Source organism: Sinomonas sp. B1-1, assembly GCF_050474465.1.
GTDB lineage: Bacteria > Actinomycetota > Actinomycetes > Actinomycetales > Micrococcaceae > Sinomonas > Sinomonas flava.
Genome location: NZ_JBCHVF010000020.1, coordinates 1 through 19,350 on the forward strand (window position 1 = coordinate 1; position 19,350 = coordinate 19,350).

At 71.2% G+C, this 19,350-nt stretch carries 16 protein-coding genes, 1 tRNA gene and 1 pseudogene; 12 read left to right on the forward strand and 6 right to left on the reverse strand.

Annotation, left to right across the window (positions count from 1 at the left end; translation table 11 throughout):
- The 3 genes and pseudogenes from ACQ5BE_RS18630 to ACQ5BE_RS18640 all read left to right on the forward strand — a co-directional run.
- Positions 1–143 (forward strand): annotated as a pseudogene (locus tag ACQ5BE_RS18630) (gfo/Idh/MocA family oxidoreductase); the annotation flags it as partial.
- Positions 144–200: 57 nt separating this feature from the next.
- Entirely contained in the window at positions 201–1,226 is a 1,026-nt protein-coding gene (locus ACQ5BE_RS18635; protein WP_430298445.1) for a LacI family DNA-binding transcriptional regulator, read from the forward strand.
- Positions 1,227–1,299: 73 nt separating this feature from the next.
- Entirely contained in the window at positions 1,300–2,301 is a 1,002-nt protein-coding gene (locus ACQ5BE_RS18640) for an aldo/keto reductase family protein (protein ID WP_430298446.1), read from the forward strand.
- 136 nt (positions 2,302–2,437) lie between these two features.
- On the opposite strand, the gene ACQ5BE_RS18645 is transcribed toward ACQ5BE_RS18640, so the two are convergent.
- The gene (locus ACQ5BE_RS18645; protein ID WP_430298447.1) at positions 2,438–3,961 is read right to left on the reverse strand and encodes an FAD-dependent oxidoreductase; all 1,524 of its coding nucleotides are present in this window, start codon (positions 3,959–3,961) and stop codon (positions 2,438–2,440) included.
- An 80-nt stretch (positions 3,962–4,041) separates the two neighbouring features.
- Between ACQ5BE_RS18645 and ACQ5BE_RS18650 the strand changes: the two genes are divergently transcribed.
- Entirely contained in the window at positions 4,042–4,764 is a 723-nt protein-coding gene (locus tag ACQ5BE_RS18650; protein WP_430298448.1) for a GTP cyclohydrolase II, read from the forward strand.
- A gap of 316 nt (positions 4,765–5,080) precedes the next feature.
- Here ACQ5BE_RS18650 and ACQ5BE_RS18655 read toward each other — a convergent pair whose 3' ends face one another.
- Together ACQ5BE_RS18655 and ACQ5BE_RS18660 are read right to left on the reverse strand one after the other, a co-directional pair.
- Positions 5,081–5,410, reverse strand: coding sequence for a DUF2853 family protein (locus ACQ5BE_RS18655; RefSeq protein WP_430298449.1), 330 nt, complete (start codon positions 5,408–5,410; stop codon positions 5,081–5,083).
- Between the two features lie 123 nt (positions 5,411–5,533).
- Complete coding sequence (locus ACQ5BE_RS18660) at positions 5,534–6,223, reverse strand: class I SAM-dependent methyltransferase (protein WP_430298450.1); 690 nt, start codon at positions 6,221–6,223, stop codon at positions 5,534–5,536.
- 63 nt (positions 6,224–6,286) lie between these two features.
- Here ACQ5BE_RS18660 and ACQ5BE_RS18665 point away from each other — a divergent pair, with 63 nt between their 5' ends.
- The gene (locus tag ACQ5BE_RS18665; RefSeq protein WP_430298451.1) at positions 6,287–7,951 is read left to right on the forward strand and encodes an FAD-binding dehydrogenase; all 1,665 of its coding nucleotides are present in this window, start codon (positions 6,287–6,289) and stop codon (positions 7,949–7,951) included.
- Between the two features lie 243 nt (positions 7,952–8,194).
- On the opposite strand, the gene ACQ5BE_RS18670 is transcribed toward ACQ5BE_RS18665, so the two are convergent.
- Both ACQ5BE_RS18670 and purB read right to left on the reverse strand, forming a co-directional pair.
- Positions 8,195–8,271 (reverse strand) — tRNA-Met (locus ACQ5BE_RS18670).
- A gap of 92 nt (positions 8,272–8,363) precedes the next feature.
- Positions 8,364–9,818, reverse strand: a complete 1,455-nt coding sequence (gene purB, locus ACQ5BE_RS18675; protein ID WP_430298452.1) for an adenylosuccinate lyase — start codon at positions 9,816–9,818, stop codon at positions 8,364–8,366.
- Positions 9,819–10,016: 198 nt separating this feature from the next.
- Between purB and ACQ5BE_RS18680 the strand changes: the two genes are divergently transcribed.
- The gene (locus ACQ5BE_RS18680; RefSeq protein WP_430298453.1) at positions 10,017–10,541 is read left to right on the forward strand and encodes a hypothetical protein; all 525 of its coding nucleotides are present in this window, start codon (positions 10,017–10,019) and stop codon (positions 10,539–10,541) included.
- A complete protein-coding gene (locus ACQ5BE_RS18685) occupies positions 10,538–12,028 on the forward strand; it encodes a hypothetical protein (protein ID WP_430298454.1) in 1,491 nt (496 codons plus the stop codon). The genes ACQ5BE_RS18680 and ACQ5BE_RS18685 overlap by 4 nt, the downstream gene beginning before the upstream one ends.
- Before the next feature lie 8 nt (positions 12,029–12,036).
- On the opposite strand, the gene ACQ5BE_RS18690 is transcribed toward ACQ5BE_RS18685, so the two are convergent.
- On the reverse strand, positions 12,037–12,465 hold the full coding sequence (locus tag ACQ5BE_RS18690) for a phage holin family protein (protein ID WP_208710720.1): 429 nt from the start codon (positions 12,463–12,465) through the stop codon (positions 12,037–12,039).
- A 54-nt stretch (positions 12,466–12,519) separates the two neighbouring features.
- On the opposite strand from ACQ5BE_RS18690, the gene ACQ5BE_RS18695 reads away from it, so the two are divergent.
- From ACQ5BE_RS18695 to ACQ5BE_RS18715, 5 genes are all read left to right on the forward strand, one after another.
- Complete coding sequence (locus tag ACQ5BE_RS18695; RefSeq protein WP_430298455.1) at positions 12,520–13,680, forward strand: histidinol-phosphate transaminase; 1,161 nt, start codon at positions 12,520–12,522, stop codon at positions 13,678–13,680.
- 155 nt (positions 13,681–13,835) lie between these two features.
- Positions 13,836–15,080 (forward strand): pyruvate dehydrogenase (acetyl-transferring) E1 component subunit alpha, encoded by a 1,245-nt coding sequence (pdhA, locus tag ACQ5BE_RS18700; protein WP_430298456.1) that lies wholly within the window; start codon positions 13,836–13,838, stop codon positions 15,078–15,080.
- Entirely contained in the window at positions 15,080–16,060 is a 981-nt protein-coding gene (locus ACQ5BE_RS18705) for an alpha-ketoacid dehydrogenase subunit beta (RefSeq protein WP_430298457.1), read from the forward strand. The genes pdhA and ACQ5BE_RS18705 overlap by 1 nt, the downstream gene beginning before the upstream one ends.
- 11 nt (positions 16,061–16,071) lie before the next feature.
- On the forward strand, positions 16,072–17,598 hold the full coding sequence (locus ACQ5BE_RS18710; protein ID WP_430298458.1) for a dihydrolipoamide acetyltransferase family protein: 1,527 nt from the start codon (positions 16,072–16,074) through the stop codon (positions 17,596–17,598).
- Between the two features lie 176 nt (positions 17,599–17,774).
- On the forward strand, positions 17,775–19,229 hold the full coding sequence (locus ACQ5BE_RS18715) for an MFS transporter (protein WP_430298459.1): 1,455 nt from the start codon (positions 17,775–17,777) through the stop codon (positions 19,227–19,229).
- Positions 19,230–19,350 lie beyond the last annotated feature (121 nt).

The following is a 19,350-nucleotide window of genomic DNA, read 5'->3' on the forward strand; positions in this document are numbered from 1 at the left end:
CCCACCAGATCCGCGACTTCCTCACCGCCATCCGCGACGGCACCGCCCCCTCCCCCTCCTTCGACGAAGGCCTCCAGGTCCAGCGCGTCCTGGCCGCCATCGAGGAATCCGCCGCCGCCAAATCCATCACCGTCCAGGTCTGACACGAACCGGTTCGCAAGCGCTTGCGATCTTGACTGATTCCACGTTACGCTCGTCATGTGCCAGTTTCGGTCCGAGATGTCGCCGCCCATGCTGGAGTGTCTGTTTCCACGGTTTCGCGGGCCCTCCGCGGTGTCGAGGGAATCGCAATGGGCACACGCAAGCGCGTGCAAGAAGCGGCCGAGCTGCTCGGATATTCCGCATCCCCGAGCGCCTCCCGCCTGGCGACGGGCCGTACTCGGACAGTGGCGGTGGTGGTGCCGCAGCTTTCGAAGTGGTTCTTCGCCGAGGTGATCGCTGCGGCGGGCCGAGTCTTAGCCCGTGAAGCGTACGACATGCTGCTCGTCGAGCTCGCGACCCCGGATCTCCGCCGCGCCTTCTTTGGAGGCGCCCGCCTTCGTGGGCGTTCGGATGGAGCGATCGTCCTCGCCCTCCAGCTTCGCGATGACGAGATGGAGGCGCTCGTCCGGCAGGCGCAGGTCATCGCGCTGGTCGGATCGGAGCGGCCGGAAGCGTCGTCCGTGAGCGTCGAGGACCGAGAGGGAGGGCGCTCTGCCACCCGCCACCTCGTCAACCTCGGCCACGAACGGATCGCCTTCATCGGCATCCGTGACGAGCCGGGTGCGACGCTCGGGGGCGTCCCTCCTGCCGAGCGGCTCCAGGGCTACCGGGCGGCGCTGGCCGAGGCGAGACTCCCTGAGGACCCAGCGCTCGTACTCGACGTCGAGAATTCGGTGGCCTCGGGTGCGGCCGCCGCCGCCGCGCTCCTGACCTTGGCCGAGCCGCCGACGGCGGTCTTCGCTGCATCAGACGAGATCGCATTCGGGGTCCTCAAGACCCTCCGGGGGGCAGGATTGCGGGTCCCCGAGGACATGTCCGTGGTCGGCTATGACAACCACGAGCTGGCCGACGCCGTCTCGCTCACGACCATGGACCACGATGTGTCCCGCCAGGGTGCCCTCGCAGCCGAGGCGCTTGTGGCTGCCCTGGCCGGGGGAGAACCACGCGGCGGACGGATCGAGCCACGTCTCGTAGTCCGCGGTAGCACTGCTCCGCCCCGACGGCTCCGTGCAGGCCTCCCCTGAGGACCGCCCGGAGGAGCAGGCGGAAACACCGCACGTCTTGGACACATCGCAGCCAATCCACGGAAGGAACCCCATGGAATACCGCAAGCTCGGCACCTCGGGCATGTACGTCTCGGAGATCGCCTACGGCAACTGGGTCACGCACGGCGACCAGATCGACCAGGAGGCCGCGACCGCCTGCGTCCGGACGGCGCTCGACCTCGGCATCACGACCTTCGACACCGCCGATGCCTACGCCGGCACCCGCGCCGAGTCCGCGCTCGGGGAGGCACTGGCGGGGGTACGCCGCGAGGGCCTCGAGATCTTCACCAAGGTCTACTTCCCCACGGGCGAGGGCAAGAACGACCGCGGCCTCTCCCGCAAGCACATCATGGAGTCCATCAACGGCTCCCTCCGCCGACTCCGCACCGACTACGTGGACCTCTACCAGGCCCACCGGTACGACTACGAGACCCCGCTCGAGGAGACCATGCAGGCCTTCGCGGACATCGTCCACGCGGGCAAGGCGCATTACATCGGAGTCTCCGAGTGGACCCCGGACGAGATCCGCGCCGGCCATGAGCTTGCCACCGAGCTGAACATCCGGCTCGTCTCGAACCAGCCGCAGTACAACCTGCTCTGGCGCGTGATCGAGGCGGAAGTCGTGCCGCTGTCCGAGGAACTCGGGCTCGGGCAGATCGTCTGGTCCCCGATCGCGCAGGGCGTCCTCACGGGCAAGTACCGGCCCGGCGCCCAGACCGCGCCGGCGGAATCCCGCTTCTCGACGGCCGAGGGCACCGTCAAGGCGGACCACCGGTACCTCCAGGACACCGTGCTCGAGCGGGTCCAGGCGCTGCGGCCGCTCGCCGAGGAGGCAGGCCTGTCCATGGCGGCATTCGCGGTGGCCTGGGTGCTGCAGAACAAGAACGTCTCGGCGGCGATCATCGGCGCGTCCAAGCCCGAGCAGATCAAGGACAACGTCACCGCTTCTGGCGTCGCCCTCGACCCGGCCCTCCTCGCGAAGGCGGACGAGGTCCTCGGGGACGTCGTCGAGCGCGATCCGTCCAAGGTCGAGTCGTTCCTGAAGCGGGCCTAGTTCACTCCTCTCCAGCCTCGCTCACCCCCACTCATCGACTGCTCCGTAAGTGTCGTTATAGGGCCCCAAAACGACACTTACGGAGCAGTCGATGAGAGGGGGGCGCGGGCCTGGGGGGAATGGGCCGGACCAGTGGTCATCGGGGGAGGTCGCGCCGGGCGAGGTCCTTCTCGGCCGGGCCTTGGATGACGGTGCCGTCGAGGGCGAACCGCGAGCCGTGGCACGGGCAGTCCCACGTGGGCGCCTCGCCGTCGGCGCCCCGGTTGAACTCCACGACGCAGCGCAGGTGCGTGCACCGGGCGGAGAGCGCGTGGGGCGCGCCGGAGTCGTCGGCGTAGAGGGCGGTGGCCTTCCCGTCCACGTCGAACACGGCGCCCTCCCGCGGTGCCAGCCGCGGGAGCCCACGCCACGGCGGGAGGCGAGCCTCCGCCGTCGTGCTTTCGGGCCGCCGCGCGGGGGCGACCTCCCGCGTGCTGTCGAACAGCCCCGCCCACGGGCTCGCGCCGCCCGTGATCGCGTCGGCGACGGCGAGCGCCGCGGCGGTTCCGTTCGTGAGGCCCCACTTCCGCAGGCCCGTGATGACGTACACGTGGCGCGCCTCCGGGGTGAGGGGGCCGGCGAACGGCAGCCCGTCCGCGGGGAGCGTGTCCTGGGTGGACCAGCGGTAGGCGGGCGCGCCGCTGCCGAGCCGCTCCCGGGAGAACTCGGCGAGCCGGTCGAACCGCTCCGCGGAACTGGCCCCAAGCGCCCCGCCGTCGCCGCCCACCGGATGGCCCTCGCCGCCCACGAGCACGTAGTCGGTCCCGCCCTCCCGGGCGGACAGGATCGAGCGCATGGGCTCGTCGGCGCTGATGAACGTCGCGTCCTCCGGCAGGCTCCCGCCCGGGACGGGGCTCGCGACGATGTACGAGCGGTGCAGCGTGAGCCGCTCGCGGTACCGGCCGCCGTCGCCCATCGGGACGTTGGTCGCAACGACGATGTCCCGCGCCCGCACCGTGCCACGGTCCGTGACGGCCTCGGCCGGGGTGCCGTCGCGCAGCTCCGTCACCACGGTGCGTTCGACGACGACGCTGCCGCCGCCGTCCACGGCCCGCGCGAGTCCGCGGAGGTACTTCACGGCGTGGAGCTGGGCCTGGTGGTCGAAGCGGACGGCCCCCGCGGCGGGGAAGGGGAGGGGGACGTCGGCGGTGTACGACGCCGGCAGGCCGAGCCGGGCGGCGAGTTCGGCTTCGGCGCGGATCGCCGGGAGGTGCTCGACGGATGCGGCGTAGGTGTAGTTGGCGACGCGGCGGAAGCCGCAGTCGATGTCCTCGGCCGCGACGGTCTTGGCAATGTGCTCGAGGGCGGCCTCGTTGGCCTGCCCGTAGGCCCGGGCCGCGTCCTCGCCGTGGTCCGCGGCGAGCGTGCCGTAAGCGAGGCGGTGCAGCGAGGTGACCTTGCCGGTCGTGTTCCCGGTGACACCGGTGCCGATCCGGGAGCCCTCGATCACGGCCACCGTGAGGCCCCGCCGCTTGAGCTCCAGCGCGGCCGTCAGCCCGGCGATGCCCCCGCCGACCACCGCGACGTCCACGTCCAGATCGCTGTCCAGAGGCGGGTAGTCCGTCTCCTGCGCGGTGGCGATCCAGAGGGAGATGACCTTTGACTGCGCTGCGTCCGCCACGACTGCCTCCCGGAACCGGGCCTGTGTAAAATCGGGTTAGGCTATTTTAGATCGACGGCGAGCGTGGAGAGAAGGGGCCAATGCCAGCACACCACAGCCCGGAGGCGCCGGGCCCCGAAGTCCGCACCCACGTCCGAGTGCCGCTCGCGCTGCCCGACGGTTTCACAACGACCGCGGACGTGTTCACGTTCCGGCACCTCGCCGACCCCCTCGAGCACCTCCTGCTCGGGCTCGGCGACTGGGAAGGGGCCCTCGCGCGGGCGGCCGACGGCGGCGCGGCCCCCCTCGTGCGGCCGCACAGCGAGTGCCTCACGGGGGATGTCCTCGGGTCCCTGCGCTGCGACTGCGGGCCCCAGCTCCGCGAGGCCGTCGAGCGGATCTCCGGGGAGGGCGGGTTCCTCCTCTACCTGCGGCAGGAGGGCCGCGGGATCGGGCTGTACGCAAAGCTCGACGCCTATGCCCTCCAGGACCAGGGCCTCGACACGTATGCCGCCAACCGCGCCCTCGGCCGCGGCGACGACGAGCGCGACTACCTCGTCGCCGCCCAGATGCTCGGCGCCGTCGGCGTGGAACGGATCCGGCTCCTTTCCAACAACCCCGACAAGGCAGCGCAGCTCGAGTCGTTCGGGGTCGGGGTGTCCGAGCGTGTCCCGACCGGCGTGCACCTCTCCGCCAACAACGTCCGCTACCTCGAGGCGAAGCGCGACCATACCGCGCACACCCTCGACCTCGGCGGCCCGGGCCTGGCGGCGACGGACCTGACCGGCCTCGACCCGACCGGGACGGACGTCGCGGGCCTCTGACCCCGCAGCGTTGACGGGTCATGTCCCTGACGTACGCCCTGTCCTGAGGCACGACGCCGGCGGGCCGGGTACGGAGCCCGGCCCGCCGGCGTCGTGCCTCACCGCCCTGGGGGAGGTGACCCCCAGGAGGTGACCCCCAGACGTGCGGGGGTCCTATTCGGCGGCGGCCTCCAGCGGGACGGTGCGAGCGGAAGAGGTCATCGGGGCCCTGAGCCCCGCCCCCGCCCGTCTGAAGGTCACATCCTGAAGGTCAGGTCCTGGGGGTCGCTTCTGATGTGACCCCGAGAACCTGACCCCCAGACGGCGGGCGGACGGGCTACTTGGCCTTCTTGAAGAGGTCGAGCTGCCCGAAGTGGTCTGCGAGGAGGTAGTAGACCGTCGGGCGCTGGCGGCGCGACGTGCCCTTCATCTTCTCGCCCACCTGCTGGATGGCGGCGTCGAGCGTCTCGTCGTCCTCCGTGCGGCCCAGCTTCTTCTTCAGGAAGCCGTCGCGGATCCGGACCGTCTCGGACTTGTCGCCGAACGAGACGAGGGAGGCGTCAGCGCTCTGGAGCGAGATCCCGCAGTGCCGGATGATTCCCGCTGCGGCCTCATCGTCGGCGTTCGGCGCGAACTTCTTGATCTGCTCTGTCCAGTCAACAGCCATGTGGAGCTCCTTTGATCGCGGTCGCGGGCCGAGGCAGGCCCGTGGCCGTCACGGTACCGCTCCGCAGCCTCCACCGGCAGATGCAGGCCAGAACACGCCCGGACATTGAGGGGAAATGTCAGCTCAGGACGGCCGCACGGCCCCCGCGATGCACCACGCGCCGCCCCGACGCCTGTAGACGGGCTGGAGCCCGTGCCGGCGCACGACGTCGAGCATCGCCTCGGGCGGATGGACGAAGGCCCGGAAGCTGCCCGCTCCGAGGGCGAGGAGGGCGTTCCCCATCGCGACCCACCAGCGGGTGAGTGGGTTCCGCGGCGGGTAGCTGAAGACGAGCGCCCGGCGGGCGTGGTCCGCCGCCGCCCCGAGGAGCCGCTCGTAGTCGGGGTAGCAGCACACCACGCGGTGGAGGACGACGACGTCTGCCGGCTCGACGGCGTCGGGCGTCTCGGCGAGGTCGACGCCCACGCTGCGGCGCACGCGTGCCGCGACCCCGGCCCGTGCGATGAGCCGCGCGGCGTCCGCCTCGTAGGCGCCCGAGAGCTCGAGGTTGGTGGTGCTGGCGGCACCGCGCTTGAGCAGTTCGAGCTGGATCTCGCCGGCACCGCCGCCGACCTCAAGGACGGTGGCCTGCCCGAGGCCGCGGGGGAGGGACGCCTCGAGGAAGCCGATCATCCGCCTCTCGGTGCCGGTGAGGCCGCGGCGCTCGTAGCGCCGGGAGACGCTGCGGGAGAAGCGGGTGCTGAAGATCCGGCTGTAGCCGCCGTCGGGCTCGGGATCGCGGGCGGGATTCGTGGGACCGCAGCAGCCGGACATGGAACCAGTATGCCGTCGGTCCCGGGCGTTGACGCAGGGTCCATGCCTCGGGAGGCTGGGGGGATGGTCGACTCACGGGAAGTGATACACGCCGATGTGGTGGTGGTGGGGGCCGGTCTCGCGGGGCTTGTCGCCGCCGTCGAGGCCGCCGACGCGGGCCGGGATGTCGTGGTGCTCGACCAGGAGCCGCCGCAGTCGCTGGGCGGGCAGGCGCACTGGTCGTTCGGCGGGCTGTTCCTCGTCGGCTCGCCCGAGCAACGGCGGATGGGCGTGCGCGACTCGCTCGCGCTCGCCCGGCAGGACTGGCTGGGGTCCGCCCAGTTCGACCGCCCCGAGGACTACTGGCCCCGCGCCTGGGCCGAGGCCTACCTCGAATCCGCGGCGGGTGAGCAGCGCGCCTGGCTGCACTCCCTCGGAGTACGGTTCTTCCCCGTCGTGGGCTGGGCCGAGCGCGGCGACGGTCGCGCCGAGGGGCACGGCAACTCCGTGCCGCGCTTCCACATCGTCTGGGGGACCGGCCCCGGCATCCTGGCACCGTTCATCCGCCGCGCCCGCGCACATGCGGACGCCGCCCGCATCCGCTTCCTGTTCCGGCACCGCGTCGACGAGGTCGTGACGCACGACGCCGCGGCCACCGGCGTGCGCGGGGCCCGCCTCGCGCCGTCGTCGGCACAGCGTGGGAAGGCGAGCGGCCGCGACGTGGTGGGGGTGTTCGAGGTGGAGGCGGGCGCCGTCGTCGTCGCATCCGGCGGGATGGGCGGAAACCTCGGGATGGTGCGGAGGCTGTGGCCGCAGCGGATGGGGACCCCGCCGACGTCGATGGTGGCCGGCGTGCCAGCGCACGTGGACGGGCGGATGCTGGGCATCGCGGAGGCGGCGGGTGCGCGGCTGATCAACGCCGACCGGATGTGGCACTACACCGAGGGGCTGCGGAACTGGGATCCCGTGTGGGAGAACCACGGCGTGCGGATCCTGCCGGGGCCCTCATCCGTGTGGCTCGATGCCCTGGGCCGGCGCCTGCCGGCGCCGCTGTTCCCCGGGTTCGACACGCTGGGCACCCTCAGGCACCTGCGCGGGACCGGCTACGACTACTCGTGGTTCGTGCTCACGCAGTCGATCATCGAGAAGGAGTTCGCCCTCTCGGGGTCCGAGCAGAACCCCGACCTGACGGGCAGGGACCTCCGGCTGCTGGCCTCCCGGGTGCGGCCGGGAGCGCCGGGTCCCGTGAAGGCGTTCATGGAGCACGGGGAGGACTTCGTGGTGGCCGATTCGCTCGGCGAGCTGGTCGAGGGGATGAACCGGGTGGGCGAGCCGGGGCTGCTGACGGAGGCCGCGGTGCGGACCGTCCTGGAGGCGCGGGACGCCGAGATCGCGAACGCCTTCGGGAAGGACGCCCAGGTAACGTTCCTGCGCTCGCACCGCCGCTATGTCGGCGACCGGCTCATCCGTGTGGCCGCGCCGCACCGCATCCTGGACCCCAAGCACGGCCCGCTGGTCGCGGTGCGGCTCAACGTGCTCACGCGCAAGGCGCTCGGGGGCCTCGAGACCGACCTGTCGGCGCGCTGCATGTCGCCGGCAGGCCTCGTGGTCCCGGGGCTCTTCGCGGCGGGGGAGGCGGCCGGGTTCGGCGGCGGCGGCATGATGGGATACAACGCGCTCGAGGGGACGTTCCTGGGCGGATGCCTGTTCTCGGGACGCGTGGCCGGCCGGGCTGCTGCCGCTGGCTGACCGTACGCCGCGCGGGAACGGGCGCGCCGTCAGGCCTTGGGGGGCTGGCTGGCGACGCGCCCGCGGTGCCGGGCTTTGGGGGGATACCCGGCGGTAACGATCCTAGGCGACGCCTCCCGCCCCCCGGGGCTTATTTACGGATTCCTAACGGCTGTCAGGCGTCTCACCCGCAGAGTGGGCGCCTCCCCGGCCCGGACATGGAAGAGGCCCCCGATCCAACTGGATCGGGGGCCTCTTCGAGAGTGGTTGCGGGGACAGGATTTGAACCTGCGACCTCTGGGTTATGAGCCCAGCGAGCTACCGAACTGCTCCACCCCGCGGCGCTCAACCAACTATACACGTCCGTGGGTGAGGGCGCCAATCGACATCAAACGAGTTCAAAGGGAGCAATGGTGCCTGCCGTGCGGCAGGGTCAGCCGAGGTGCTCGACGAGGTCGGCCGCGATGCCGTTGTAGGTGGCGGGGGTCAGGGCCAGGAGGCGGGCCTCCGCGTCGGCGGAGAGGCCGAGCCCGGAGACGAACTCCTTCATGCGGGCCGCGTCGACGCGGTGGCCGCGTGTGAGGTCCTTGAGCCGCTCGTAGGGGTTGTCCATGCCCTCGACACCCGCGATCGCCTCGGCGCGCATGACCATCTGGATCGCCTCGGCGAGGACCTCCCAGTTGGTGTCGAGGTCCGCGGCGAGCACGTCCTCGGCAACGTCGAGTCGCTCGAGGCCCTTCGCGACGTTGGAGATCGCCAGGAGCGAGTGGCCGAACGCGACGCCGATGTTGCGCTGGCTCGAGGAGTCCGTGAGGTCTCGCTGCCAGCGCGAGGTCACGAGCGTCGCGCCGAGCGTGTCGAGCAGTGCGGAGGAGATCTCAAGGTTCGCCTCGGCGTTCTCGAAGCGGATCGGGTTGACCTTGTGCGGCATGGTCGAGGAGCCCGTGGCGCCCGCGACCGGGATCTGCGCGAAGTAGCCGATCGAGATGTAGCTCCAGATGTCCGTGCAGACGTTATGGAGGATCCGGTTGAAGCGGGCCATGTCCGCGTACAGCTCGGCCTGCCAGTCGTGGGACTCGATCTGGGTGGTGAGCGGGTTCCACGTCAGCCCGAGGCCCTCGACGAAGGACTTCGAGACCTCCTGCCAGTCTGCAGTCGGGACGGAGGCATAGTGTGCGGCGTAGGTGCCCGTCGCACCGTTGATCTTGCCGAGGTACTCGGTGCGCGCGATCCGGTCGAGCTGGCGGCCCAGTCGGTGGGCGATGACGGCGAGCTCCTTGCCGAGCGAGGTGGGGGTCGCCGGCTGGCCGTGCGTGCGCGAGAGCATGGGGACGTCCCGGTTGGCCCGCGCCATCTCGGCTACCTGCCCCACCAGCGCGCGGGCGGCGGGCAGCCACACGTCCTCCACCGCGCCCTTGATGCCGAGGGCGTAGGAGAGGTTGTTGACGTCCTCCGACGTGCAGCCGAAGTGCACCATCGGGGTGAGGTTCTTGAGGCCGAGGGACTCCAGGCGGCGGCCGATGTAGTACTCGACGGCCTTGACGTCGTGCACCGTGACAGCTTCGATCTCCGCCAGCTCGGCGACCGAGGCGGCGTCGAACTCGGTCACGATCTTCCGCAGGCCCTCCTCCTGCTCGGGGCGCAGGGGGCCGGCGCCGGGCAGGACGCTGTTGCGGGTCAGGTGGATGAGCCACTCGACCTCCACTGCCACGCGGTCCCGGTTCAGCGCGGCCTCCGACAGGTAGTCGACGAGCGGCGCGGCGGCCGGGCGGTAGCGGCCGTCGAGCGGCCCGAGGGCGATCCTGTTCTGTGCGGGCCCGCCCGCAGTCTCACCGGCAGCGGCCAGGGAGAGTCGTCCGGACGGGATGCGCGAAGGGGAGTCAGCCATGGCCTCCATTCTTCCACGGAGCTCCTGCGGTCGCCGCGCGGCCGCTGAGGGCAAGGACGGAGGGCGACTGCTCCTCCACAGGTGCCGCCTGGGCGTGTCGTCCACATACGACGCCGTTGCCCCCCGTTGCCCGGCGGCCGCCGCTAGCGTCGTGGACAGGCCGGGCTGAGGGCGCGCGGCGGAACGGGGGGAGCGGACATGGCGGGCATGGGTCCGGGAATGGGCGGCTACGGAGACGACGGCTTCTCGGGAGCGGGCTCGGCTTCCGGCATCGCCGGGGCGTGCCGCGGGCACAGCGAGGCGGACCTCCAGGCCGCGTCCAGACATCTGGCGGCCGCTCAGGAGGAGGCGCAGACCGCCGAGGCGGCCGCCGCGAGGGCCCGGTCGGCGGAGTGGTCCGGGCCGGCCGCGGCAGCGTTCAGGATGAAGGCCGAGGCCCTTCGTCTCCAGATCGCCGCCGTGGCCACGGCGCTCGCGGGGCTGGCCGCGCTCCTGGTCGCGCTGCAGGCAGACGCGGCCTCGTGCCCGGGGGCTGGCGGCCAGGGAACTGGCGGTCCGGGCGTTCTGGCCGCCGTGTCGCCGCCCGGGTCCGCGCGAGGTCCGGTGTTCGCTGGCCCGGTGCCGCCGATCGTGCCGCAGCCGGCGCCGACGCCCCTGCTGCCCGCCCCGGCGCCTTCCCAGCCGGTGTTCCTCGCCCAGACGCCAGGGGCCCAGTGCCGATGAGCATCGACGAGAAGGACGCGGACTGGCGCCGTCAACGTGATCCTGCAACCTTCACGGTCTCCGGTGGCGCCGCGTTCCGCGTCGACACCGCCGCCCTGGCCGAGGCGGCGTCCGCCCTCGCCTCGGCTGCTGACGCCGCCGGGCGCATCGGTGGCGGCATCGAGTCGGCGCGCGCCGCGGTGTGGCGGGGTGCGTGTGCTGGGTCCGCGGCGGCGCGGTTCGACGACGACGCGTCCGCACTTGTCCGGGCTGCCGGTATTCTGCGGCTGGACCTCGCGGCGACTCGGCAGGCAGTGGACGCCTCAGCGCACGCCTATGCCGACGCCGAGGCGGGGCGGGCTTCCGGCGCCGAGGGGCTGCAGGGCCTCGCCCGGTTCCTCGTGGGGGCGGTCGCCCCCGGAATCCCGTGGAACCTTGTCCGGTTCGGGCCCGGGCGCTTCCTCGCGGGGGGTCTGAACGGGGTCGCGGCGGTGGGATCCGCAGCCGCTGCCTCCGGGGCCCTCGGGGGGCTGGGCCCGCTGCTTGCCCCCTGGCTGCCCGCGGGAGGCCCATCGGACCGCATCGGTGTTGCGAGGTCGCAGGCCGTCAGCGGGGAGGGCAGTCCCGCGTCCTTCGCCTACGCGGCCCAGAGCCTGCGACAGGCCCAGGGAGCGGCGGCCCTCGAAGACGGGAGCCCGGTCCCGCCGTCGTCGATTCTGGTCGAGCGCATGCCGCGCGGTGACGGCACGACGGCGCTCATGGTCACTGTCCCGGGGACCCAGACCTGGAATCCGGACGATCCTGCCGGGGGCGTCTTCGACGCGGAGGGCAACCTCCACGGTCTCGCCTCACGGGACAGCCATGCCCGGCAGCTCATCGAGCGCGCCCTCGCCGACCAGGACCTCAAGGAGGGCGACGTGGTCGTCTTCAACGCCCACAGCCAGGGTTCCCTGCACGTCTTCGGCCTCCTCGAGGACGAGGACTTCCGGCGGCGCTACCCGGTGGCTGCCGTCACCGTCCTCGGAGGCATCCCCACGGCCTTCGCGATCCCAGATGACGTGGCGGTGCTGAGTGTGCGGCAGGAGGATGACGTCGTTCCCGCGCTGTCGGGATCTGCGCCGGTTCCTTCGCCGAACGTGGTCGACGTCCGGACCCCGGCGCATCGGGACCGGCCGCTCGCGGAGGATGTCTTCGGCCTCGTCGGCGCCGCGCATTCGCTCGACAGGTACGCGATCGACGCCCAGGCGCTCGATCGGTCGACCGATCCCTCGGTGGTCGGCTATGCCGCCGTCCTGGGCGCCGCCCTCGGAGGAGGCGCGGCGGCCTCGGCGGCGCCCGCCGTCCGAGGGGACGCGCAGACAGCCGGGCCGGCAGGCCAGCGCGTGCGCTTCATCTACACCGGCACCGACACGAGAACGCCTGCCACGCCGGCCCCGGGCGCCGCGCCCGCCTCGGCGGCCGCGCCCCCTGCAGCGTCCGGGCGGCAGACGGCGGGTGAGTCCCGGTGAGTCCTCGGCTACTTCCTGTCTGCCCCGACGACCCAGCTCACGACCGCCGAGACGAGGGAGACGATGATCGCGCCAAGGACGGCGGTCCAGAAGAACGAGTCGATGGTCAGGTGGACCGGCGTGTAGCTCGACAGCCACGCCGTGAGTGCGAGCATCGCGGCGTTGATGACGAGGGCGAACAGGCCCAGGGTCAGGCACGTGACCGGCAGCGACAGGAAGCTCACGATGGGCCGGACGAGGGCGTTGACGAGGCCGAAGATCAGGCCGATGAACAGGTAGGCGAGGACGATGCCCACCGTATCGCTCGCAGTTCCTGCCCCCGCCCCGGCCGCGGCCTCCGCCGTGGCGGAGGAGGTGATGTCCATACCCGGCAGGAGCCACGCGGCGACACACAGGGCAACGGCATTGACGACGACGCGGAGCAGGAACTGCATCATGGGCCCATGCTCGCACAGCAAACTGTGCCCTGGGCCACGACTACCCTAGACGGTATGACTTCACCGCTGAACCAGACCGACGGAGCCGAAGCCGCCGCCGTCGCAGCCGGGGTCGCGGGCGTGATCCCTCGCCCAGTCGTCGACCGGCTCCCCAAGTACGCCGCGGGCAAACCCCCGGCTCCCGTCCCGGGCCTCGAGAGCTACAAGCTGTCCTCCAACGAGAACCCGCTCCCGCCGCTCCCTGCCGTCCTTGAGGCGATCGCGCACGAGAGTGCGATCAACCGCTATCCGGATCCGGTGGCCTCGCGGCTGCGCGCCGCCCTCGCAGCATTCCTCGACGTCCCGGCGGAGGACATCGTCACTGGCGGGGGCAGCCTCGGTGCCCTCAACCAGCTCCTCGCGGCCTTCGCAGGCCAGCAGGACGACGGCACCCAGGACGAGGTCGTGTACGCGTGGCGGTCGTTCGAGGCGTACCCCATCTCGGTCGGACTCGCCGGCGCCAAGAGCGTGCAGGTTCCCGTCACGGCGGACGGGCGGCATGACCTCGAGGCGATGGCCGCCGCGGTCAACGAGCGGACTAAGGTCGTGCTGCTCTGCAGCCCCAACAACCCCACGGGGCCTGCCCTGCGGCGCGCGGAGGCCGTCCGGTTCATCGAGTCGGTCCCGAGCAGCGTCCTGGTGGTCGTCGACGAGGCGTACCAGGAGTTCGTCCGTGACCCGGAGGCCGTGGACGGGATCGAGCTCTACCGGACATACCCCAACGTGGTCGTCCTCAGGACCTTCTCGAAGGCCCACGGCCTCGCAGGCCTCCGGGTCGGCTACTCGGTCTCGCGCCCAGAGGTCACGCAGTACCTGCGCGTGGCGGCTCCCCCCTTCGCGGTGTCCTCCATCGCCGAGAGCGCCGCGATCGCCTCGCTCCGCAACTACGAGGATGTTGTAGGAAGGGTACAAAGCCTTGTGGACGAGCGGGACCGCGTCGTCGCCGGTCTGCGCGAGCTGGGCTGGGAGCTCCCGGACGCGCAGGGCAACTTCGTGTGGCTGCCGCTCGGTGAGGCAACCCCCGAGTTCGCGGCCCGCGCGGGGGAGCTGGCGCTGTCCGTGAGGGCGTTCGGGGTCGAGGGCGCGCGCGTGAGCATCGGCGAAGTCGAGGCGAACACGCGGTTCCTCGAACTCTGTAGGTCCTTCACAAAGGTGCCCGAGGACTTCCTGAGGTAATCGACATGCGCGGCGGCCCGGTCGCACTCTGTAGAGTTGCAGCTGGGCCGTCGCTATATTCCGCCCGTGGAATGAATTCCTGATCTGGAATATATGCAGGCGGAACCCCGCGCCCGGGCCCCGGGACGGTGACCCAACGGCAGCGAGGAGGCGGTATGGGAGTGGAACTGCCCACTACCGAATTCAGCGACATCCCGGACGAGCTCTGGCTCGAGCTGGAAGCCCATGCGCACGACGGCGCTGAGGGCCATCACGCCATGGTCCAGCTCCTCGACGAGGAGGGCCGCTTCCGCGGGGACTCGAAGCTGGCGTCGACTATCCGGGGATTGAGTGAAGATTCCCTTCGAGGCATGTACCGGGACATGGCCGCGGTGCGCCGCTTCGACCTCGAAGCCACGGCGCTGCAGCGGCAGGGGCAGCTCTCGCTCTGGGTCCCCGTGCGCGGCCAGGAGGCCGCCCAGATCGGATCCGGCCGGGCCACCCAGCCCCAGGACTACCTCTTCCCCACCTACCGGGAGCACGGCGTCGCGCTGACCCGCGGCGTCGAGCTCGGCGAGCTCCTCCGCCTCTTCCGCGGCATCTCCAACGGCGGATGGGACCCGCGGCAGACCGGCTTCCACCTGTACACCCTCGTGCTCGCCGCCCAGGTCCCCCACGCGGTGGGATATGCCATGGGCATGCAGCGCGACGCCGCGCGCGCCCAGGCGGCCGGATCCGCCCCGGCGGACTCCGAGCGTGGCGCCGTGGTCGCCTACTTCGGCGACGGCGCGAGCTCCGAGGGCGACGTCCACGAGTCGATGGTCTTCGCCGCGAGCTTCAAGGCGCCGGTCGTGTTCTTCTGCCAGAACAACCAGTGGGCCATCTCGGTCCCGGCCGAGGTCCAGTCCCGCGTGCCGCTCTTCAACCGGGCAAAGGGGTACGGCTTCCCGGGCGTGCGCGTGGACGGCAACGACGTCCTCGCTGTCTACGCGGTGACCCAGTGGGCCCTCGAGCGCGCCAGAAGCGGTAAGGGCCCCGTGCTCATCGAGGCGTTCACCTACCGCCTGGGCGCACACACGACCGCCGACGACCCCAGCAAGTACCGGCTCACCGACGAGGAGAAGTCGTGGGTCGCCAAGGACCCGCTGGCGCGCTTCGAGAAGTACCTGCGCGACCAGGGGATCGCGGACGACGCGTTCTTCGCCGACGTTGCCGCCGAGGGCGACGCCCTCGCCGCCAAGGCCCGGGCCGATGTCCTCAGCTTCGCCCCGCCCACCATGGAGGACGCCTTCTCCCACGTGTACGCCGAGGCCCACCCCCTCGTGGCCGAGGAGCTCGCGTGGCACCGCGACTACGAGGCGGGCTTCGCGGACCCCGACGGCGCAGCCGTCGCCGAGCACACCACGGAAGGCGGCCGCTGATGCCCACGATGACGATCGCCAAGGCCATCAACGCCGGCCTCCGCGCCGCCCTCGACCAGGACGAGACCGTCCTGCTCATGGGTGAGGACATCGGCACCCTCGGCGGGGTCTACCGCGTGACCGAGGGACTCAAGTCAGAGTTCGGCGGCGACCGCGTGGTCGACAGCCCCCTGGCCGAGTCGGGGATCATCGGCACGAGCATCGGGCTGTCCATGCGCGGCTACCGCCCCGTCGCCGAGATCCAGTTCGACGGGTTCGTGTTCCCCGGCTTCAACCAGATCACCACCCAGCTGGCCAAGATGCACGCGCGCAGCCGCGGCCAGATCACCGTGCCCGTGACCATCCGCATCCCCTACGGCGGCGGGATCGGCTCGGTCGAGCACCACTCGGAGTCTCCTGAGGCGCTCTTCGCCCACACCGCGGGCCTGAGGATCCTCACGCCCTCCAACCCCCACGACGCCTACTGGATGACCCAGCAGGCCATCGCCTGCGAGGACCCGGTCATCGTGTTCGAGCCCAAGCGGCGCTACTGGCTCAAGGGCGAGGTCGACACCGAGGACCCGGGAGCGAGCGCGGACCCGTTCCGTGCGCACGTCGTGCGCGAAGGCGCCGACGCGACGGTCGTGGCGTACGGGCCGCTCGTCCCGGTGGCGCTCGCAGCAGCCGAGGCCTCCGCAGAGGACGGCCGCAGCGTCGAGGTCATCGACCTCCGCTCCATCTCGCCGATCGACTTCGACGCCGTCGTCGCCTCCGTCCAGAAGACGGGCCGGCTCGTCGTCGCGCACGAGGCGCCCACCTTCGGCGGCATCGGCGGGGAGATCGCCTCGCGGGTCTCCGAGCGGGCGTTCCTGTCCCTCGAGGCTCCCGTGATCCGCGTCGGGGGCTTCCACATGCCCTATCCCGTCGCGAAGGTCGAGGAGCACTACCTCCCGGACATCGACCGCATCCTCGAAGCCCTCGACCGCGCCTTCGCCTACTAGGAGCACAGCCCGTGACGCAGCAGATCTTCACCCTCCCCGACGTCGGCGAAGGGCTCACCGAGGCCGAGATCGTCGCCTGGAAGGTCAAGGCCGGGGACACGGTCGCGATCAACGACATCATCTGCGAGATCGAGACCGCCAAGAGCCTTGTCGAGCTCCCCAGCCCGTACGCGGGGACCGTCCTCGAACTGCTCGCGCCCGAGCACGAGACCATCGAAGTGGGGACGGCCATCATCGCGATCGGCGAAGGCGCCGCTGCGCCAGCGCACGACGGCGGGGCCTCCTCTGGCGCTTCCGCCAGCGGCGGCCTCCCGCCCAAGACTGCCCACCGATCCCCGGAGGCCGCCGCCGCCTCCAGCGCCTCTGAGGGCACGGCGCCTTCCGTCGTCGCCGCCGCGGCCGCCGAGTCGGCCGTGCCGGTGATGCAGGAGCCGGGAGTGGAGAGCGGGCCGCTCGTCGGGTCGGGCCCGAAGGCCGACGCCGCGAAGCGCCGACCGCGGAAGGCTGCGCCGGCCGACGCCGCGCCGACCACTGCACCCACGGCCGCGCCGTCTGCGGGTGAGGCGAAGCCCGTACCCGCCGCGGCGCCGTCGCCGCAGGCCGCGACCGCCCCGCGGGAGGTGGGGAACGGCGTCGTCGGGCTCCTCTCCCGGGTCCTCGCCAAGCCGCCGGTGCGGCGCATCGCGAAGGAGCTCGGCATCAACCTCGCCGACGTCCCGGCCACGGGCGCGCGGGGCGAGGTGACGCGCGCCGACCTCGAGTCCTACCAGGCCCAGCGCGAGCGCGAGCTGGATGAGGCGCCGAAGTTCTGGGACCACCCGAAGCAGTCGCGCGAGCGGCGCATCGAGGTCATCCCCGTCCGCGGCGTCCGCAAGGCGACCGCCAAGGCCATGGTCGACTCGGCGTTCAGCGCCCCGCACGTGAGCATCTTCGTCGACGTCGACGCCTCCCGCACCATGGAGTTCGTCCAGCGGCTCAAGAAGTCCCGCGACTTCGAGGGCATCAAGGTCTCGCCCCTGCTGATCCTCGCGAAGGCGGTCATCTGGGCCGCAGCGCGCAACCCCAGCGTCAACTCTGAATGGGTGACCTCGGACCAGGGCGACGAGATCCACGTCAAGCACTACATGAACCTCGGCATCGCCGCTGCGACGCCGCGCGGACTGCTCGTGCCGAACATCAAGGATGCCCAGGACCTTTCCCTCAAGGAACTCGCGGTCGCGCTCAACGACCTCGCGACCACGGCACGCGCGGGCAAGACCAAGCCCGCGGACATGACCGGCGGCACCATGACGATCACGAACATCGGCGCCCTCGGCATCGACATCGGCACCCCGATCATCAACCCGGGCGAGGTCGCCATCGTGGCGTTCGGCACGATCAAGCAGAAGCCGTGGGTCGTCTCGGGCGAGGTGATCCCGCGGTGGATCACGACCCTCGGCGGCTCCTTCGACCACCGCGTGGTCGACGGCGACCTCTCGGCCCGCTTCATGGCCGACGTCGCGGCGATCATGGAGGAGCCCGCGCTCCTGCTCGACTGACCCCGCCGCCCCAGCCGGTCCCGCCGGCCGACCTGGGCCAGCTGACCCCGCCGGCCCAGCGGGCGCAAGCGCCCCGGCCTTGCCGGGAGCCCGTGCCGGGCGGACAATGGCGCCGGCAGCTGGGGCTGGTCCCGACGCCGACCGGCGCCGCCCCCCGCTGCGGGAGGCTGATTCACATGGCGGCATCCATGGGCACCGGGGCAGTGAGCGCCAGCCCGACCGGACCGCAGATCATCGCCCGGCTCGAACGGCTCGAGGTCTGGAGTCTCTCCTACCTCTTCATCGGCATCATCGGGCTCGGATTCCTGTTCACGTTCTACGACATCTTCGACATCAACGTCTCATTCATCCAGACGTGCATCGAGCTCAACAAGGGCTGCACCCCGGAGACCGCGCTCGAGGCGCTTCCCCTCCCGGTGCTGCTGAACCTCGCCGGCTACGTGCTCGGCACCCTGGTCCTGAGCCCGATCGCGGACCGGATCGGCCGGCGCAACATGCTCATGATCACGATGCTGATCACGGGCCTGGGCTCGCTCTACAACGCGCTGGTGGGCGACTACGTGAACTTCAACATCGCCCGCATCGTCACCGGTATCGGGATCGGCGCGGACCTCGCGATCGTGAACACCTACATCAACGAGGTGGCGCCCCGCCCGGCGCGGGCGAAGTTCACGACCATCATCTTCATCATGTCCGCGCTCGGGGCGTTCTTCGGGATCTGGCTGGGGCTCTTCCTCACGACGCCGCCCACCCCCTGGCCGCTCGGCCTGCCCTTCGCTGTGGCCGGCCCGAGCTTCGAGACCGGTTGGCGGTGGATGTACGGCATCGGCGCGCTCTTGGCTGTCATTGCGGTGCTGCTGAGGATCGAGCTCCCCGAGTCGCCCAGATGGCTGATCGGCCAGGGCCGCCTCGGCGACGCGGACCGTGTGGTGCGCGACATGGAAGCCAGGGCGGCGAAGCACGGGCCGCTGGCCGAGCCGGTCACGTCCGACGTCCACGGCGCCATCACTCCGCCCTCCCCGATCCCGTACCGGGACCTCTTCACGAGCCCGCTGTACGTGCGCAGGATGGTCCTCCTGTTCTGCATCTGGTTCATCGGGTACATCACGGTGTACTCGTTCGCGTCCGGGTTCACGGCCGTCCTGTCGGCCCTGCAGTACCCGCCGCCCGAGGCGGGCGTGATAGCCGCGGTCGGGACGCTGGGCTTCGTGGCGGAGGCCGCGATCATGAGTGCCATCGTGGAGAAGCTCGAGAGGCGCTACTGGCTGCCGATCGGCGCGGCCGTGACGATCATCGGCTCGCTGGTCGTCGCCGCGGCGGGGACCAACATCTGGCTCTCGTTCCTCGGCGCGATCCTTATCTTCGCGGGCTTCAACCTGTGGGTCTCGCCGACCTACGCGCTCACGGCGGAGTCGTTCCCCACCCGGGCCCGCACCACGGGGTTCGCGATCGTCGACGGTGCCGGGCACATCGGCGGCGGCATCGGGGTCATGGTGATCGCCCCGTTCCTGCCGCACCTGTCGGTCCTGTGGGCGCTCCTGCTCATCTCGGTGTTCCTCGTGATCGCGGCCATCCTGGTCCAGTTCACGCCGCACACGCGCAACAGGCACCTGGACCACATCTCGCCCTAGCTGTACCCGGCCAGGACGTTGGTAGCGGCGAGTCTGGTTGAACAAGGGAGAACCTCCGGGTGGGATGTGGCTTGTCTAAGGCCCACTCCAACCCGGAGGTTCTCGTGTTCCACCGTAGCGC

Bases quoted from the DNA above. Each gene is read 5' to 3' on its own strand.
- ACQ5BE_RS18695 (WP_430298455.1), top strand. From the start codon at position 12,520: ATGACTTCACCGCTGAACCAGACCGACGGAGCCGAAGCCGCCGCCGTC.
- ACQ5BE_RS18705 (WP_430298457.1), top strand. From the start codon at position 15,080: ATGCCCACGATGACGATCGCCAAGGCCATCAACGCCGGCCTCCGCGCC.
- ACQ5BE_RS18690 (WP_208710720.1), bottom strand. From the start codon at position 12,465: ATGATGCAGTTCCTGCTCCGCGTCGTCGTCAATGCCGTTGCCCTGTGT.
- ACQ5BE_RS18655 (WP_430298449.1), bottom strand. From the start codon at position 5,410: ATGGCTGTTGACTGGACAGAGCAGATCAAGAAGTTCGCGCCGAACGCC.
- ACQ5BE_RS18640 (WP_430298446.1), top strand. From the start codon at position 1,300: ATGGAATACCGCAAGCTCGGCACCTCGGGCATGTACGTCTCGGAGATC.
- pdhA (WP_430298456.1), top strand. From the start codon at position 13,836: ATGGGAGTGGAACTGCCCACTACCGAATTCAGCGACATCCCGGACGAG.
- ACQ5BE_RS18715 (WP_430298459.1), top strand. From the start codon at position 17,775: ATGGCGGCATCCATGGGCACCGGGGCAGTGAGCGCCAGCCCGACCGGA.
- ACQ5BE_RS18685 (WP_430298454.1), top strand. From the start codon at position 10,538: ATGAGCATCGACGAGAAGGACGCGGACTGGCGCCGTCAACGTGATCCT.
- ACQ5BE_RS18660 (WP_430298450.1), bottom strand. From the start codon at position 6,223: ATGTCCGGCTGCTGCGGTCCCACGAATCCCGCCCGCGATCCCGAGCCC.
- ACQ5BE_RS18680 (WP_430298453.1), top strand. From the start codon at position 10,017: ATGGCGGGCATGGGTCCGGGAATGGGCGGCTACGGAGACGACGGCTTC.
- ACQ5BE_RS18665 (WP_430298451.1), top strand. From the start codon at position 6,287: ATGGTCGACTCACGGGAAGTGATACACGCCGATGTGGTGGTGGTGGGG.
- purB (WP_430298452.1), bottom strand. From the start codon at position 9,818: ATGGCTGACTCCCCTTCGCGCATCCCGTCCGGACGACTCTCCCTGGCC.
- ACQ5BE_RS18650 (WP_430298448.1), top strand. From the start codon at position 4,042: ATGCCAGCACACCACAGCCCGGAGGCGCCGGGCCCCGAAGTCCGCACC.